The 14,426-nt window shown below is 64.4% G+C and carries 13 protein-coding genes and 1 pseudogene; 9 read left to right on the forward strand and 5 right to left on the reverse strand.

Annotated elements, in window-relative coordinates:
- The first annotated feature begins 49 nt into the window (after positions 1-49).
- The 3 genes from IVB28_RS21895 (at position 50) to IVB28_RS21905 (ending at position 5,420) form a co-directional block, all read left to right on the forward strand.
- Entirely contained in the window at positions 50-1,840 is a 1,791-nt protein-coding gene (locus tag IVB28_RS21895) for an acyl-CoA dehydrogenase C-terminal domain-containing protein (RefSeq protein ID WP_247528960.1), read from the forward strand.
- A 55-nt stretch (positions 1,841-1,895) separates the two neighbouring features.
- Positions 1,896-3,104 carry an acetyl-CoA C-acetyltransferase gene (locus IVB28_RS21900; protein ID WP_247528962.1) on the forward strand — a complete coding sequence of 403 codons (1,209 nt, stop codon included), beginning with the start codon at positions 1,896-1,898 and terminating at the stop codon, positions 3,102-3,104.
- A 102-nt stretch (positions 3,105-3,206) separates the two neighbouring features.
- Positions 3,207-5,420: an FAD-dependent oxidoreductase gene (locus IVB28_RS21905; protein ID WP_247528964.1), complete on the forward strand. Its 2,214-nt coding sequence runs from the start codon at positions 3,207-3,209 to the stop codon at positions 5,418-5,420.
- Between the two features lie 130 nt (positions 5,421-5,550).
- Here the strand turns inward: IVB28_RS21905 and gstA are convergent, their stop codons facing one another.
- The gene (gstA, locus tag IVB28_RS21910) at positions 5,551-6,165 is read right to left on the reverse strand and encodes a glutathione transferase GstA (RefSeq protein ID WP_247528966.1); all 615 of its coding nucleotides are present in this window, start codon (positions 6,163-6,165) and stop codon (positions 5,551-5,553) included.
- 125 nt (positions 6,166-6,290) lie between these two features.
- On the opposite strand from gstA, the gene IVB28_RS21915 reads away from it, so the two are divergent.
- From IVB28_RS21915 to IVB28_RS21925, 3 genes are all read left to right on the forward strand, one after another.
- Complete coding sequence (locus IVB28_RS21915) at positions 6,291-6,788, forward strand: MarR family winged helix-turn-helix transcriptional regulator (RefSeq protein WP_247528968.1); 498 nt, start codon at positions 6,291-6,293, stop codon at positions 6,786-6,788.
- Between the two features lie 99 nt (positions 6,789-6,887).
- The gene (locus IVB28_RS21920; RefSeq protein ID WP_247528970.1) at positions 6,888-8,258 is read left to right on the forward strand and encodes a glutamate--cysteine ligase; all 1,371 of its coding nucleotides are present in this window, start codon (positions 6,888-6,890) and stop codon (positions 8,256-8,258) included.
- A gap of 208 nt (positions 8,259-8,466) precedes the next feature.
- Positions 8,467-9,033, forward strand: coding sequence for a PAN domain-containing protein (locus IVB28_RS21925; protein ID WP_247528972.1), 567 nt, complete (start codon positions 8,467-8,469; stop codon positions 9,031-9,033).
- Between the two features lie 28 nt (positions 9,034-9,061).
- On the opposite strand, the pseudogene IVB28_RS21930 reads toward IVB28_RS21925, so the two are convergent.
- The 3 genes and pseudogenes from IVB28_RS21930 to tldD form a co-directional block, all read right to left on the reverse strand.
- A pseudogene (locus IVB28_RS21930) lies at positions 9,062-9,626 on the reverse strand (nucleotidyltransferase family protein).
- 16 nt (positions 9,627-9,642) lie between these two features.
- Complete coding sequence (lepB, locus tag IVB28_RS21935) at positions 9,643-10,422, reverse strand: signal peptidase I (RefSeq protein WP_247528973.1); 780 nt, start codon at positions 10,420-10,422, stop codon at positions 9,643-9,645.
- Entirely contained in the window at positions 10,419-11,846 is a 1,428-nt protein-coding gene (gene tldD, locus IVB28_RS21940) for a metalloprotease TldD (protein WP_247528975.1), read from the reverse strand. Before tldD ends, lepB begins: the two co-directional genes overlap by 4 nt.
- Positions 11,847-11,998: 152 nt before the next feature.
- On the opposite strand from tldD, the gene IVB28_RS21945 reads away from it, so the two are divergent.
- Together IVB28_RS21945 and IVB28_RS21950 are read left to right on the forward strand one after the other, a co-directional pair.
- Positions 11,999-12,223 carry a DUF433 domain-containing protein gene (locus IVB28_RS21945; protein WP_247528977.1) on the forward strand — a complete coding sequence of 75 codons (225 nt, stop codon included), beginning with the start codon at positions 11,999-12,001 and terminating at the stop codon, positions 12,221-12,223.
- Positions 12,224-12,295: 72 nt separating this feature from the next.
- Entirely contained in the window at positions 12,296-12,553 is a 258-nt protein-coding gene (locus IVB28_RS21950) for a DUF5615 family PIN-like protein (RefSeq protein ID WP_247528979.1), read from the forward strand.
- 12 nt (positions 12,554-12,565) lie between these two features.
- Here IVB28_RS21950 and IVB28_RS21955 read toward each other — a convergent pair whose 3' ends face one another.
- Entirely contained in the window at positions 12,566-13,111 is a 546-nt protein-coding gene (locus tag IVB28_RS21955; RefSeq protein ID WP_247528981.1) for an invasion associated locus B family protein, read from the reverse strand.
- 451 nt (positions 13,112-13,562) lie between these two features.
- Between IVB28_RS21955 and coxB the strand changes: the two genes are divergently transcribed.
- Positions 13,563-14,402, forward strand: a complete 840-nt coding sequence (gene coxB / locus IVB28_RS21960; RefSeq protein ID WP_247528982.1) for a cytochrome c oxidase subunit II — start codon at positions 13,563-13,565, stop codon at positions 14,400-14,402.
- Positions 14,403-14,426 lie beyond the last annotated feature (24 nt).

The following is a 14,426-nucleotide window of genomic DNA, read 5'->3' on the forward strand; positions in this document are numbered from 1 at the left end:
GCCTCAGCACCGCGCCATATCACTTCAAGCCCCATGCCGGGAGACCACCATGCCGATCTACAAAGCCCCCGTCGAAGACGTGAACTTCCTGCTCAACGACGTCTTCCAGATCGACCGCTACGACAATCTGGCCGGCTTCTCCGATGCGTCGAGCGACGTGCGCGAAGCCATCCTCGGCGAAGCCGCCAAGCTTGCCGAAGAGGTGCTGCAGCCGCTCAATCGCGTGGGCGATCTCGAAGGCTGCAAGCGCGCGGACGACGGCAGCGTGACCACGCCGAAGGGGTTCAAGGAGGCCTTCAAGCAGGTCGTCGAGGGCGGCTGGCTCGGTCTGTCGGCGCCGACCGAGTTCGGCGGCCAGGGCCTGCCGGTGACGCTGAGTCAGGCCGTCAATGAATTCCAGATCTCGGCCAACATGGCGTTCTCGATGTATGGCGGCCTCACCATGGGTGCGACCGCGGCGCTGATCGTTCATGGCTCGCCCGAGCAGAAGAAGACCTATGTGCCGAAGATGGTGGCGGGCGAATGGACCGGCACCATGAACCTGACCGAGCCGCATTGCGGCACCGATCTCGGCATGCTCCGCACCAAGGCGGTGCGTCAGGCCGACGGCAGCTTCAAGATCACGGGCACCAAGATCTTCATCTCGGCCGGCGAGCACGATCTGGCCGACAACATCATCCACCTGGTGCTCGCCCGCGTCGAGGGTGCGCCCGCCGGCATCAAGGGCGTGTCGCTGTTCGTGGTGCCGAAATTCCTGGTCAATGCCGACGGTTCGGTGGGGCAGCGCAACGGCGTCGTCTGCGGCTCGATCGAGCACAAGATGGGAATCCACGGCAATTCGACCTGCGTGATGAACTACGACAACGCCACCGGCTGGCTGATCGGCGAAGAGAACAAGGGCATGCAGGGCATGTTCGTGATGATGAACGAGGCCAGGCTCGGCGTCGCCGTGCAGGGCCTCGCGCAGTCGGAAGTGGCCTATCAGAACGCGGTCGCTTATGCCCGGGATCGCATCCAGGGCCGTTCGCTCACCGGTGCCAAGGCGCCGGACAAGCAGGCCGACCCGATCATCGTGCATCCCGACGTGCGCCGCACGTTGCTCTCGATCCGCGCCTTCAACGAGGCCGCGCGCGCCTTCGTGATGTGGACCGCGCTGAAGAGCGACGTCGCCCATCGCTCGGAAGACCCGAAGGACCGCCAGGCTGCCGATGATCACATGGGCCTGATGACCCCGGTGCTGAAGGGCTTCCTCACCGAGTACGGCTTCGCCAACGCGGTGCAGGCGCAGCAGATGTATGGCGGCCACGGCTACATCGCCGAGCAGGGCATGGAGCAGTTCGTGCGCGATGCGCGTATTGCGATGATCTATGAGGGCGCCAACGGCATCCAGGCGCTCGACCTCGTGGGCCGCAAGCTGCCGCGCGACGGCGGCCGCGCCATCATGGCCTTCTTCGGCGAGGTCATGGCCTTCGCCAAGGAGAACGGCAGCGACGAGGCGCTGAAGCCCTTTATCACCCCGCTCTCGGCCTCGCTCGGCCATCTCCAGCAGGCCACCACCTGGCTGATGCAGAACGCGATGGCGAAGCCGGACAATGCGGGTGCTGCCGCAACCGACTACCTGCACCTCTTCGGCTTTGTCGCGCTCGGCTACATGTGGGCGAAGATGGCGAAGGTGACCAATGCCAAGATTGCCGAGAGCGGGGCGACGCCCTATCTCTCCACCAAGCTCGTCACCGGCCGCTTCTTCATGGAGCGGATGCTGCCGGAGACCGCGGCCAATCTCGCGCGCATCCAGGCCGGCTGCGCCACCATCATGGAATTGCCGGCGGAAGCGTTCTGAGCCTGCTTCCGCTGCCTGCTCCCAATCGTATCGAACATCACATCAGGAGGGCGTCATGCCTGAGGCATTCATCTACGACCACGTTCGCACCCCCCGCGGCCGCGGCAAGGCCGACGGTGCGCTGCACGAAGTCACGGCGCTTGCGCTTGCGACCGTGCCGCTGAAGGCGCTGAAGGACCGCAACAACCTGCCTGAGGATTCCGTCGATGACGTCGTGCTCGGCGTGGTCGATCCGGTCGGCGAGGCCGGCTCCGACATCGCGCGCTTCGCCGCGCTGAAGGCCGGTCTCGGCGAAGCCGTGCCCGGCGTCCAGATCAGCCGCTTCTGCGCCTCCGGCCTCGATGCCGTGAACTTTGCCGCCGCGCAGGTGATGAGCGGCCAGCACGAGCTGGTGATCGGCGGCGGTGCCGAATCCATGAGCCGCGTCGGCATCGGCGCTTCCGGCGGCGCCTGGCCGATGGACCCCTCGATGGCGGTGCCGGCCTATTTCATGCCGCAGGGCGTGTCGGCCGATCTGATCGCCACCAAATACGGCTTCTCCCGCGACGACGTCGACGCCTACGCCGTGCAGAGCCAGCAGCGCGCGGCGAAGTCCTGGGACGAAGGCCGCTTCGACAAGTCGATCGTCCCGGTGAAGGACATCAACGGGCTCACCATTCTCGCCAAGGACGAGCACATGCGTCCCTCGACGACGATGCAGTCGTTGGCGCAGCTCCAGCCCTCGTTCACGATGATGGCGCAGATGGGCGGCTTCGACGGTGTCGCGGTGCAGTCGCATCCGGAGATCGAGCGGGTCAATTACGTGCACCATGCCGGTAACTCCTCAGGCATCGTCGACGGCGCCGGCGCCGTGCTGCTCGGCAGCAAGGAGGCGGCTGCGAAATACGGCTTGAAGCCGCGCGCAAAGATCCGTGCGTTTGCCAATATCGGGTCGGAGCCGGCGATGATGCTGACCGGCCCGGTCGACGTCACCGAAAAGCTGTTCGCGCGTTCCGGCATGAAGAAGTCGGACATCGACCTGTTCGAGCTCAACGAGGCCTTCGCGTCGGTCGTGCTGCGCTACATCCAGGCGTTCGACATCGACAACGCCAAGATCAACGTCAATGGCGGCGCCATCGCGCTCGGCCATCCGCTTGGTGCCACCGGTGCGATGATCCTCGGCACCGTGCTCGACGAGCTCGAGCGCACCAACAAATCCACCGCTCTCGTCACGCTGTGCATTGGCGGCGGCATGGGCACCGCGACCATCATCGAGCGCGTGTAACGAGCTGCCGTAGGGTGGGTTACGCCTTCGGCTAACCCACCCTGCGAGATCACCATCACCCGCCGCGCCTGGCATCGGCTGCGGCACCGAGGAGCAACCAATATGTCGTACAAGAACTTCAGGGTCGAGACCGACGCAGACGGCATCGCGCTCGTGACCTGGGACATCCCGGGCCGTTCGATGAACGTGCTCGACGAGACCTCGACCAGCGAGCTCGACGCGATCGTCAAGGCGACCACGGCGGATGCCGCGGTGAAGGGCGTCGTCATCACCTCCGCCAAGGAGGCCTTCTGCGCCGGCGCGGATTTGTCGATGCTCGAAGGCATGAACCAGGCCTATGCCAAGGTGTTCAAAGAGCAGGGCGAAACGGCCGCGAACCAGATGCTGTTCGACCAGAGCCGTCGTTTCTCGCAGGTGCTGCGCTCGATCGAAACCTCCGGCAAGCCGTGGGCGGCTGCGATCAACGGCCTCGCGCTCGGCGGCGGCTTCGAGATCACGCTATGCTGCCACTATCGCGTCGCCGCGGACAATCCCAAGACCCGCCTCGGTCTGCCCGAGGTCAAGGTCGGCCTGTTCCCGGGCGCCGGCGGCACGCAGCGCGTGCCGCGCCTGGTGCCGCCGCAGGACGCGATGACGATCCTGCTCAAGGGCGATCCTGTCACGGTGGAGAAGGCCAAGGCGCTGAACCTGATCCATGCCATCGTTCCTGCCGCGGATCTCATCAAGGCGGCGAAGGACTGGATCAAGGGCGGCGGCAAGGCCGTCGCGCCCTGGGACGAGAAGGGCTTCAAGCTGCCCGGCGGCCCGGTGTTCTCCAAGGCCGGCATGATGATGTTCCCCGCCGGCAACGCGATCTATCGCCGCGAGACCTACGACAATTATCCGGCCGCGCGCGCCATCATGAGCTGCGTCTATGAAGGCCTGCAGCTGCCGATCGACGCCGCGCTACGCGTCGAGTCGCGCTACTTCACCTCCGTGCTGCGCTCGAAGGAAGCGGCCGCGATGATCCGCAGCCTGTTCCTGTCGATGCAGGAGCTGAACAAGGGCGCGCGCCGCCCGAAGGACGTGCCGCCGACCAAGGCGAAGAAGATCGCCGTGATCGGCGCCGGCTTCATGGGCGCGAGCGTCGGCTACGTCTCGGCGCGTGCCGGCCTCGAGGTCGTCCTGATCGACCGCGACCAGGAGAGCGCCGACAAGGGCAAGGCGCATGCGCAGAAAGTGATCGAGGAACAGATCAAGAAGGGCCGCGCCAAGCCCGCGGATGCCGAAGCGCTGCTCGCGCGCATCACGCCGACCGCGGACTATGCCGCGCTGAAGGACGTCGATCTCGTTATCGAGGCCGTGTTCGAGGACCGCAAGGTCAAGGCCGAGACGTTTGCCAAGGCGCAGCAATATCTGAAGCCGGACGTGGTCTTCGCGTCCAACACCTCGACGCTGCCGATCACCTCGCTGGCCGAAAGCTTCAAGGACCAGGGCAAGTTCGTCGGCATTCACTTCTTCTCGCCGGTCGAGAAGATGATGCTGGTCGAGATCATCCTCGGCAAGAACACCGGCGATGTCGCGCTTGCGACCGCGCTCGACTACGTCCGGCAGATCGGCAAGACGCCGATCGTCGTCAACGACAGCCGCGGCTTCTTCGCCAACCGCTGCGTCGGCCGCTACGTCGCCGAAGGCAACGAGATGTTCCTCGAAGGCGTGCCGCCGGCGATGATCGAGAACTGCGCCAAGATGGCCGGCATGCCGGTCGGCCCGCTCTCGCTGTCGGATGAAGTCGCGCTCGACCTCGGCCTCAAGATCATGAAGGCGACGGAAGCTGATCTCGGTCCCAACGCCATCAACCCCGATCAGAAGAAGCTGATGGTGGAGATGGTCGAGAAGCAGGGCCGGCTCGGCCGCAAGAACAGCAAGGGCTTCTATGATTATCCCGAGAAGGGCAAGGGCCAGAAGAGCCTGTGGCCGGGCCTCTCGGCCTTGCAGCCGAAGCAGCTCGATCCTGACACGCTCGACATCGAGGAGCTGAAGCAACGCTTCCTGGTGGTGCAGGCCGTGGAAGCCGCGCGCACGGTCGAGGACCACGTCATCACCGATCCGCGCGAGGCGGATGTCGGCTCCATCCTCGGCTTCGGCTTCGCGCCGTTCACCGGCGGCACGCTGTCCTATATCGACTTCATGGGCACGAAGACTTTCGTCGAGCTCTGCCACAAGCTGGAGGCGAAATACGGCTCGCGCTTTACGCCGCCGAAGCTGCTCGAGGAGATGGCGGCAAAGGGCGAAACCTTCTACGGCCGCTTCGCGCCGAACAAGGCCGCGGCCTGACACAACACGTCATTCCGGACAGTCCGCAACGCGGACTGATCCGGAATCTCGATCGGTTTCGATCCGTCGTTCAACAACCGCGAGGTTCCGGGGTCGCCGCGTCGCGACGCCCCGGAACAACGAAGAATAATCACTTCGCCTGTGCCAGTCCTTCCTTCTTCAGTGCTTCCTGCACCTGCGGGCGGGCCGCGACGCGGGCTTGGTAGGCGGCAAGATCAGGCATGGCCGAGAGGTCGAACTTCATCCGCTCGCCCCAGGTGAGCATCGTGAAGAGGTAGCCGTCGGCCACCGTGAACTGCTTGCCCATGAGGTAGTCGCGGCCGGCAAGCTGGCTGTCGATATATTTCAGCTTGCCCATGACGCGATCCTTGAAGAAGGCCTTGGCTTCGTCGTTCAGGGCCGGCGCGAACAGCGGACCAAAGCTCTTGTGCACCTCGGACGTGAGGAAATTCAGCCACTCCAGCAGCTTGTAGCGCTCGGAACTGCCGTGGGCCGGCGCCAGCGCCTTGGCTGGTGCCTGGTCGGCGATCATCTGGACAATCACCGGACCTTCGGTCACGATCTCACCGCTGTCGAGGCCCAGCGCAGGGACCTGGCCCTTGGGGTTCAGCTTCAGATAATCCTCACCATTTTCCAGCTTCTTGGCCCGGAGATCGACCTTGACCAGCTCATAGGGCAGGCCGGCTTCCAGGAGCGCGATGTGGGGGGACAGCGAGCAGGCGCCGGGCGAATAATACAGTTTCATGGAATTTCCTTCTCTGAAGCTTGGTTCGGCCGAAACAGCGATTACATGCATCTGCTTGGAATAGTCAAGATTGATGCAGCTGCATCAAATGAGGTAAGAGACAGGCAACGAGCTTGAGCGGGACCATGAAACGCAAACCATCGACCGAGGCGACCTCCGCCTGGATCCGCCTGATGCGGGTGCAGAGCCGCGTGCTCGATTGCGTCGAGCAGGACCTGAAGAAGGCCGGCTTCCCGCCGTTGGCCTGGTATGACGCGCTGCTCGAATTGTCGCGGGCACCCTCGGGCGAGCTGCGGCCGGTCGAGCTTGAACGGCAGATGCTGATCCCGCAATATTCCACCTCGCGCCTGATCGACCGCCTGGTCGACGAGGGCCTCGCCTCGCGGCGCGAATGCAAGATCGACAAGCGCGGCCAGTTCGTCGAGATCACGGAAGCCGGCCGCGAGTTGCAGAAGCGGATGTGGGGCGCCTATTCGGCCGCGATCGAGAAATACGTCGGTTCCAAACTGTCCGATGCCGATGCCGTCAAGCTCAGCGGACTGCTTGACCGCTTGGGCTGCTCGTGCGGCGAGATGAAACTGCCCCCCGTCGCCAACGTCAACGAAAGCACGTCGTCGCGATGACCGCGCGGCAAACCAGCACGTCTGCGCCCGCGGTGGCTCGCGGACGATCCCATCACCCCCGCGCGCGTTCGGTCGAAGCGCCTTTGATTAGAGTTTGATATGGCGCGAGACCAGATCGATATGACGCCGCTGCAATCGCGCGACGAGCTCGTTTCGTGGTTCGAGGAAGGATGCAAGCCGCCATCTGAATGGCGCATGGGCACCGAGCACGAGAAGACGCCGTTCACGCTCGATGGCCACCGTCCGGTGCCTTACGAAGGCGCGCGCGGCATCGGTGCGTTGCTCGAAGGCATGAAGCTTCTGCTCGGCTGGGAGCCGATCATGGAGCAGGGCAACATCATCGGCCTCTACGACGTCACCGGCGGCGGTGCGATCTCGCTCGAGCCCGGCGGACAGTTCGAGCTCTCCGGCGCGCCGGTGGAGAATGTGCACCAGACCCAAAGCGAGGTGATGGCGCATCTGGCGCAGGTGCGCGAGATCGCAACGCCGCTCGGCATCGGCTTCCTCGGTCTCGGCATGACGCCGTCCTGGTCGCGCGCGGACATCCCGATGATGCCCAAGGGCCGCTACAAGATCATGACCAATTACATGCCGAAGGTCGGCCAGTACGGCCTCGACATGATGTACCGGACCTGCACAGTGCAGACCAATCTCGACTTCTCCTCCGAAGCCGACATGGTCAAGAAGCTGCGCGTTTCGCTCGCGCTCCAGCCGGTCGCAACCGCGCTGTTCGCCAATTCGCCGTTCACCGAAGGCAAGCCGAACGGCTTCCTCTCCTTCCGCTCCGAGATATGGCGCGACACCGACAATGCGCGGTCGGGCATGATGCCGTGGGCATTCGAGGACGGCATGGGGTTCGAGCGTTATGTCGACTACGCGCTCGACGTGCCCATGTATTTCGTCAAGCGCGGCGAGGAGTACATCGACGTGTCGGGCTCCTCCTTCCGCGCGTTTTTCGACGGCCGCAACAACAACCTTCCCGGCGAGCGTCCGACCCTGTCGGACTGGGCCAACCATCTCTCGACGATCTTCCCGGAGGTGCGGCTCAAGCGTTATCTCGAGATGCGTGGCTCCGACGGCGGTCCGTGGGGCCGGTTGCCGGCGCTGCCGGCGTTCTGGGTCGGGCTGCTCTATGATGATGTCGCACTCGATGCCGCCTGGGAGATCGTCAAGCACTGGAGCGCGGCTGAGCGTCAGGCCCTGCGCGACGACGTGCCGCGCTTCGGCTTCAAGGCGCGGATCAAGGACCGTTATCTGTTCGAAATCGCCAGGGAATGCCTTGTTCTGGCACATGCGGGCCTGCGCCGGCGCGGCCGGATCGATCAACTCGGCCGCGACGAAACGCGGCATCTGGAGCCGCTCGACCGCATCATCGATTGCGGGCGGACGCCTGCCGAGGAAATGTTGGACAAGTTCAACGGCCCCTGGAAGGGCTCGGTGGAACCGGCCTACGCGGAATACGCGTTCTAAAGCGCGATGCGATCAGGATGAATCGCCATCGCGCTTTAGGCTGTTGTTTAAGCACGATCTTTTCGGAAAACCGCTGCGCACGTTTCCGGATCATGCTTTAGGCCGGTAGCCGACCGGGTTGCAGCCGTTCATCGCCCATACAGGTTTGCGGCGATCAAATGACCGGCTGGAAAAACCTGAGCGTCGTCAATAACTCGAAAGCGTTCCGATGTGGAAGGGCCACCTGTCCGGGGCCGTCATGGCCAGCGTCGTGGCATGTGCCGCGCTGCTTTCGCTCGCATGTGCGAGCGTGCCGGTGCGCGCCCAGACTGCGTTCGATCGGCCCGGCGGCGACTATTTCAGCGCACCGGTCGCCTCAGGCGATCCCGAGGATTGCGCGCTGCTGTGCGAGCGTGATCGCCGCTGCCGCTCGTGGAGCTTCAGCTATCCCGACGTCGAGGGCGGCTCGGCGGTGTGCTGGCTGAAGAACACCGTGCCGACGCGCGTGCCGGGCAGTTGCTGCATCTCCGGTGTGCGCGGCGCCGGCGTGATCGAGCCGCGGGTCGAGGGCGTGGAGACGTCGATCGACCGTCCCGGCGGTGATCTGCGCAATTTCGAACTGAAGGAGGGGGACGGCGTCGAGGCCTGCAGGGCTGCATGCACCGCCGACAACAAATGCCGCGCCTTCACCTATGCCCGCCCCGGCTACACCGGGCGCGAAGCGCGCTGCTTCCTGAAAAAGGAAATCAAGCCGCCGCGCCGGAAAGCGGGGTTCACGTCAGGCGTGGTGCGGTAGCCAAGGTGCCGTAGGTAAGGTCGAGATATCACTCCGCCGCAATCACCGTGATCTCCGGCCACAGCGCCTTCCATCGCGCCGCCTTCGCCTCGTAGTTAGGGATGGAAAAATTCTGCGCCCGATTCGGCCGCACGATCACTCTCGACGTCGTCGTATCCGTGCGGCGCATAGACGTCGAAATCCCCACCCGCGGGTCGGATGCCCAGTTGCGTATTCTCCGTGAGAAAGCGGTCGATACCGTCTGTCGAGCGCGTCAGGGGTGGATAGGGCAGGCCGTGCTTGCCGGGATACCACAGATGCACACGCGCCTGGTTGCGGATCTCGACCTTGGCGTCGAGGCCCGCAAGCTGTTCATGCAGCCTGCGGATCACTGCGTCTTCCGCCTCCCAGGAGGTATCGGGATCGAAATAGAACACGTCGTAGTCGGCGATGCCGTGACTGATCGCACGACCGGTGAGCACATTCCACACGGTCTGCACCAGGCAACCTGCGACCAGCCATGCGTCGGGCAACGCAAGCCGTGCCAGCTCGTCGATGATCGTGGCGTTGGCGGGATTTCTCAGCGCGAGCGCGAGGAATTCGTCACGATCCATCGTTCGGCGAGGAGCCTCAATGCACCGCGGTGAAGAACCGTGCCATCCTGAAACCGGAGAGCCAGGTCCACACCGGCTGGCCGCGCATGCCGAGATCCCAGGAGCCGAGCACCGCATCCGCACGGCCGATCAGATTGTCGATCGGCAACAGGCCGACGCCGCCGGACCGCAGCGGCACGCGGCTGTCGGCGGAGTTGTCGCGGTTGTCGCCGAGCACGAAGAGATGGCCGGCCGGCACCGTCACTTCCTGTGTATTGTCGAGCGGACCGTTGTCGCGCATCTTGAAGATCAGGTGCGAGACGCCGTTCGGCAGCTTCTCGACATAACGGTAGGCGGGCTCGCTGCCGCCATTGTCGTCTTCGGCCGCACCGACGCCGTCCGGCTTGAGCTCGGCCGGGCGGTCGTTGATGAAGAGCTGGCCCTGTCGCATCTGGATGCGATCGCCGGGCAGACCCACGACGCGCTTGACCCAGGCTTGCGAACGATCGCCGGGCCAGCGAAACACCACGACGTCGCCGAGCTTCGGCGTCTCCGCGAACACGCGGCCGCTCTCGGGCAGGCTGATCTGAATCGGCAGTGACGAGGTGCCGTAGCCATAGGGGAATTTCGAGGCGAGCAGCGCATCGCCGATCAGCAGTGTCGGCTCCATCGAGCCCGACGGCACGTAGAACGGCTCGGCGAGCGCGCCCTTGGCGATGAAGACGGCGGCGACGATACCGGCGAGCTGAACCAGCTGCCCGCCCCAGCCGCTGCTTTTCCGCGTGGCGGTGACAGTGACATTTTCTTCAACGCTCATGCGCCCGTTCCACCCACCGTGATGCGTTCCATCAGCAGCGACGGCTGGCCGACGCCGACCGGCACGCCCTGGCCGTTCTTGCCGCAGGTGCCGATGCCGGTATCGAGCGCAAGGTCGTTGCCGATCATGCGGATGCGGTGCAGGTCGGTCGGCCCGTTGCCGATCAGCATGGCGCCCTTCAGCGGCGCGCCCAGCTTGCCGTTCTCGATCTTGTAGGCCTCGGTGCACTGGAACACGTATTTGCCCGAGGTGATGTCGACCTGGCCGCCGCCGAAATTCGCGGCGAAGACGCCATTCTTCACCGAGGCGAGGATCTCGGCCGGATCGCGGTCGCGCGCGAGCATGTAGGTGTTGGTCATGCGCGGCATCGGCACATGGGCATAGCCCTGGCGGCGCCCGTTGCCGGTCGGCTTCATGTTCATCAGGCGCGCGTTCTGGCGATCCTGCATGTAGCCGACCAGGATGCCGTCCTCGATCAGCACGGTGCGATTGGTCGGCGTGCCCTCGTCGTCGATCGACAGCGAGCCGCGGCGTGAGGCAATGGTGCCGTCGTCGACCACGGTGACGCCCTTGGCCGCAACCTGCTGCCCCATCAGGCCGGCAAATGCCGACGTCTTTTTGCGGTTGAAGTCGCCCTCGAGGCCATGGCCGACGGCTTCATGCAGCATCACGCCGGGCCAGCCGGCTCCTAACACGACGTCCATCTCGCCGGCGGGAGCGGGGATCGATTCCAGATTGACCAGCGCCTCGCGCAGTGCGCCATCGGCAGCACCGCGCCAATTCTTGCTCTCGATGAATTCGGCATAGCCGGCGCGGCCGCCATAACCCTTGCTGCCGCTCTCCTGGCGATCGCCCTGGCCGGCGACAACGGAGACGTTGACGCGCACGAGCGGGCGGATGTCGCGATAGCTCTCGCCGTCGGGCCGCAGGATCTCGACCACCTGCCAGGTTGCGCCGAGGCTCACGCTGACCTGCCGCACCCGCGGATCCTTGTCGCGCAGGTAAGCGTCGATCTCGGCGAGCAGCTTTACTTTTGTCTCGAAACCCGGCGCGTCCAGCGGATTGTCGTCGCCATAGAGGCGCACATTGGTACGTGGGGGTGGCGCCGCAAAGCTGCCGGAATAGCCGCCGCGCACGGCCGCGACCGCGTCCGCAGCGCGAATCAGCGCGGGCAGCGACACGTCGGAGGAATGCGCGTAGCCGACCGCATCGTCCTTGACCGCGCGCAGGCCAAAGCCTTGCGAGGTGTCGTAGGTCGCCTGCTTCAGACGCCCGTTGTCGAACATCAGCGCTTCGGTCTGGCTGTATTCCAGGAACAGCTCACCGTCGTCGGCGCCGGCAAGCCCGCGCGCCACCTCGTTGCGAATCTGGTCGCGGTCGAGATTGGCACGGTCGAGCAGGGAGGTCGTGGCAGGATTGGTCATGCGTCCGTCCATTAGCGGAAGATGTGGGGCAAGATAATGGTTTCCAGCCGGTTCCGCGAGGGGGCGGGGCGTCACATTACCGAAACGATAGGATGGGATGAGGCGTCGAGGGGGGTGCTGCATCCGGTGCGGATCGATGCTACCCTATATCCATGGATTACCGAGACATCATCTCGATTGAACCCGGTAAGCGTGGAGGGCGACCGTGCATCCGCCACATGCGGATCACCGTGGCGGATGTGCTCGGCTGGCTGGCTGCCGGTCAGTCCCATGCTCAGATCCTCGATGATTTCCCTGAATTGACCGAGGACGATATCCGCGCTTGCCTGGCTTATGCCGCTGACCGCGAGAGGCGATTGGTGACCGCCCGGATATGAGGCTGCTGTTCGATCAGAATCTCAGCTTCAGACTTTGCCAGATGATGGCCGATCTTTTTCCGGATTCCGCTCATGCCCCGGTCTCACGGACTCTCCGAAGCGACTGATCGTGTGCTTTGGGAGTTTGCAAAGGCAAATGACTTTCTGATTGTGACCCAGGACGTCGATTTCGCCGGGATGGCAGGTCTGTTGGGCTCTCCTCCCAAGGTCATTTGGCTCCGGAGTGGCAATCAATCGACGGCGGCGATTGCCGATCTGCTTCGTCGACACGTCCAGACCATTCAGGCCTTCGAGGTCGATAATAACGCGGCATGTCTGGAGATTTATTAGGTCCGTCCCGCCCTACGGCAACTTGTCGTACCCCTCGCCGAGCCCATTCAGGCTGAGTGGGAAGCCGATGCCTTCTTCCGGCGTCTCGAAGATGATGAAGGTCGCGGTCTTGGCGGCGCGGAGCTGGCCGAGCAGCTTGTCGTCCATGACGACCTCGGCGACGCAGCCGTTGGGCAGGCAGCGGACGAATCCGGCACGGCCGACGTCCTGGTTGTCGAGCTTCAGCCCCAGCCCGGAGGGCAGCAGGACCCCCAGGGGGGCGACCACGCGCATCAGCCGGCTCTTCTGGTCGGCGGTCTTGAGCACGATGACGGTCAGGCCGGCATTGGAGCGGTCTTCGGCGACCACGCTCTGGATCAGGGCGCATTGCTCGGTCTGGGCGCCCGGTGGCGTGTCGCAGCGAATCTGCCAGTCGCCATGCACGGAGCGGACCGCGCCCTGCGCATGGGCATGGCCAGGAAGTGCCAGGAGGGCGAGCGCAGCCAGCAGGGCGGCCAACGCCGGGAGGCGGTTAGCCTGCCTTGTAGCCGGCCATGCCATGGATTTCGAAAGCCCCATCGGGTCGGTCCCTCTGCTCGCCTGGGTCGCTCGCGCTCGGCGGACTGGTCTGGCGGACTGATACGGGAATGACGGCGTCTTGAAGGCGATTCCCAAGCAAATTCCACGCCGCCGCCGCCCGCACGAATCAGGTTCCTGCACGGCCATCTGCCAGTGCCTACCGCGGGCAATTCCGCTGTCAAGCGGCAGCATCCCGGGAAACGGCATTTTTGTCTGATCTTGCTAGGAAATATCCTGCGGGTGATCGCCGGCAGATCAGGCTCAAGACTGCATTGCGATAGATCAAGAATTATGGTTTGAGAGGCTTGATTTCGGCGTTCTAGCGATCTGGCCCCAATTCCTCTTAGAGGTATTCTTGCGCGGCGGTTTGTCAGGCGGGCGGATCGAACAAGCGTTTCCCGGACATAGGGCGGCGCACTCGGGGTGATTTCGTAAGGGGAGCGCGAACGGCATGAGGATGTCGATGGGCCCGATGGGCCGGCAGTTGCTGGGATTGGCCGTGGCGGGTCTGACGCTGGCCACGGGCGGTGCGGCATTCGCCGAGCTCGGGCAACCGGCGCCGTGGGAGTGGACGCTTCAGCAGTCTGCTTCCCCGGTGATGGACAACATCGTCTGGTTCCACAATTTCCTGTTCGTGCTGATCACGCTGATCACGCTGTTCGTTCTGGCGCTGCTCGTGATCGTAGTCGTCAAGTTCAACGCGCGGGCCAATCCGGTACCGTCGCGGACCACGCACAATACGCTGATCGAGGTGGCCTGGACGCTCGTTCCGGTGCTGATCCTGGTCGGCATCTCGGTGCCGTCGTTCCGGCTTCTGTTCCTCGAGCTCGACGTGCCGAAGGCGGACATCACCATCAAGGCGACCGGCAAGCAGTGGTACTGGTCCTATGCCTATCCCGACAACGGCAAGTTCGAGTTCGACTCGCTGATGGCTCAGGACAAGCAGCCCCGCCTGCTCGGCGTCGACAATGAAATGGTGGTGCCCGTCAACAAGGTCATTCGTGTCCAGGTCACCGGCGCCGACGTCATCCACGCCTTCGCGCTGCCGGCTTTCGGCGTCAAGATCGACGCCATTCCGGGGCGGCTGAACGAGACGTGGTTCAAGGCCACCAAGACCGGCATGTTCTACGGCCAGTGCTCGGAGCTTTGCGGCAAGGACCACGCCTTCATGCCAATCGCGATTCGCGTCGTGGAGGACCAGGAGTTCGCCTCCTGGGTCGAGACGGCGAAGAAGAAATATGCGAGCGGCGGCGCCAGCACCTACGCCTCCGCGGCCGGCCCGACGCAATAAGCGTCGGGGCGTGGCTTGAGAGAT

It is taken from the genome of Bradyrhizobium sp. 199 (genome assembly GCF_023073355.1).
Classification (GTDB): Bacteria; Pseudomonadota; Alphaproteobacteria; order Rhizobiales; family Xanthobacteraceae; genus Bradyrhizobium.

Coding starts and splice junctions, on each gene's coding strand:
- IVB28_RS21915 (WP_247528968.1), top strand. CDS start 6,291: ATGAAACGCAAACCATCGACCGAGGCGACCTCCGCCTGGATCCGCCTG.
- IVB28_RS21895 (WP_247528960.1), top strand. CDS start 50: ATGCCGATCTACAAAGCCCCCGTCGAAGACGTGAACTTCCTGCTCAAC.
- IVB28_RS21945 (WP_247528977.1), top strand. CDS start 11,999: ATGGATTACCGAGACATCATCTCGATTGAACCCGGTAAGCGTGGAGGG.
- IVB28_RS21950 (WP_247528979.1), top strand. CDS start 12,296: ATGCCCCGGTCTCACGGACTCTCCGAAGCGACTGATCGTGTGCTTTGG.
- tldD (WP_247528975.1), bottom strand. CDS start 11,846: ATGACCAATCCTGCCACGACCTCCCTGCTCGACCGTGCCAATCTCGAC.
- IVB28_RS21955 (WP_247528981.1), bottom strand. CDS start 13,111: ATGGGGCTTTCGAAATCCATGGCATGGCCGGCTACAAGGCAGGCTAAC.
- coxB (WP_247528982.1), top strand. CDS start 13,563: ATGAGGATGTCGATGGGCCCGATGGGCCGGCAGTTGCTGGGATTGGCC.
- gstA (WP_247528966.1), bottom strand. CDS start 6,165: ATGAAACTGTATTATTCGCCCGGCGCCTGCTCGCTGTCCCCCCACATC.
- IVB28_RS21925 (WP_247528972.1), top strand. CDS start 8,467: ATGTGGAAGGGCCACCTGTCCGGGGCCGTCATGGCCAGCGTCGTGGCA.
- IVB28_RS21905 (WP_247528964.1), top strand. CDS start 3,207: ATGTCGTACAAGAACTTCAGGGTCGAGACCGACGCAGACGGCATCGCG.
- IVB28_RS21900 (WP_247528962.1), top strand. CDS start 1,896: ATGCCTGAGGCATTCATCTACGACCACGTTCGCACCCCCCGCGGCCGC.
- lepB (WP_247528973.1), bottom strand. CDS start 10,422: ATGAGCGTTGAAGAAAATGTCACTGTCACCGCCACGCGGAAAAGCAGC.
- IVB28_RS21920 (WP_247528970.1), top strand. CDS start 6,888: ATGGCGCGAGACCAGATCGATATGACGCCGCTGCAATCGCGCGACGAG.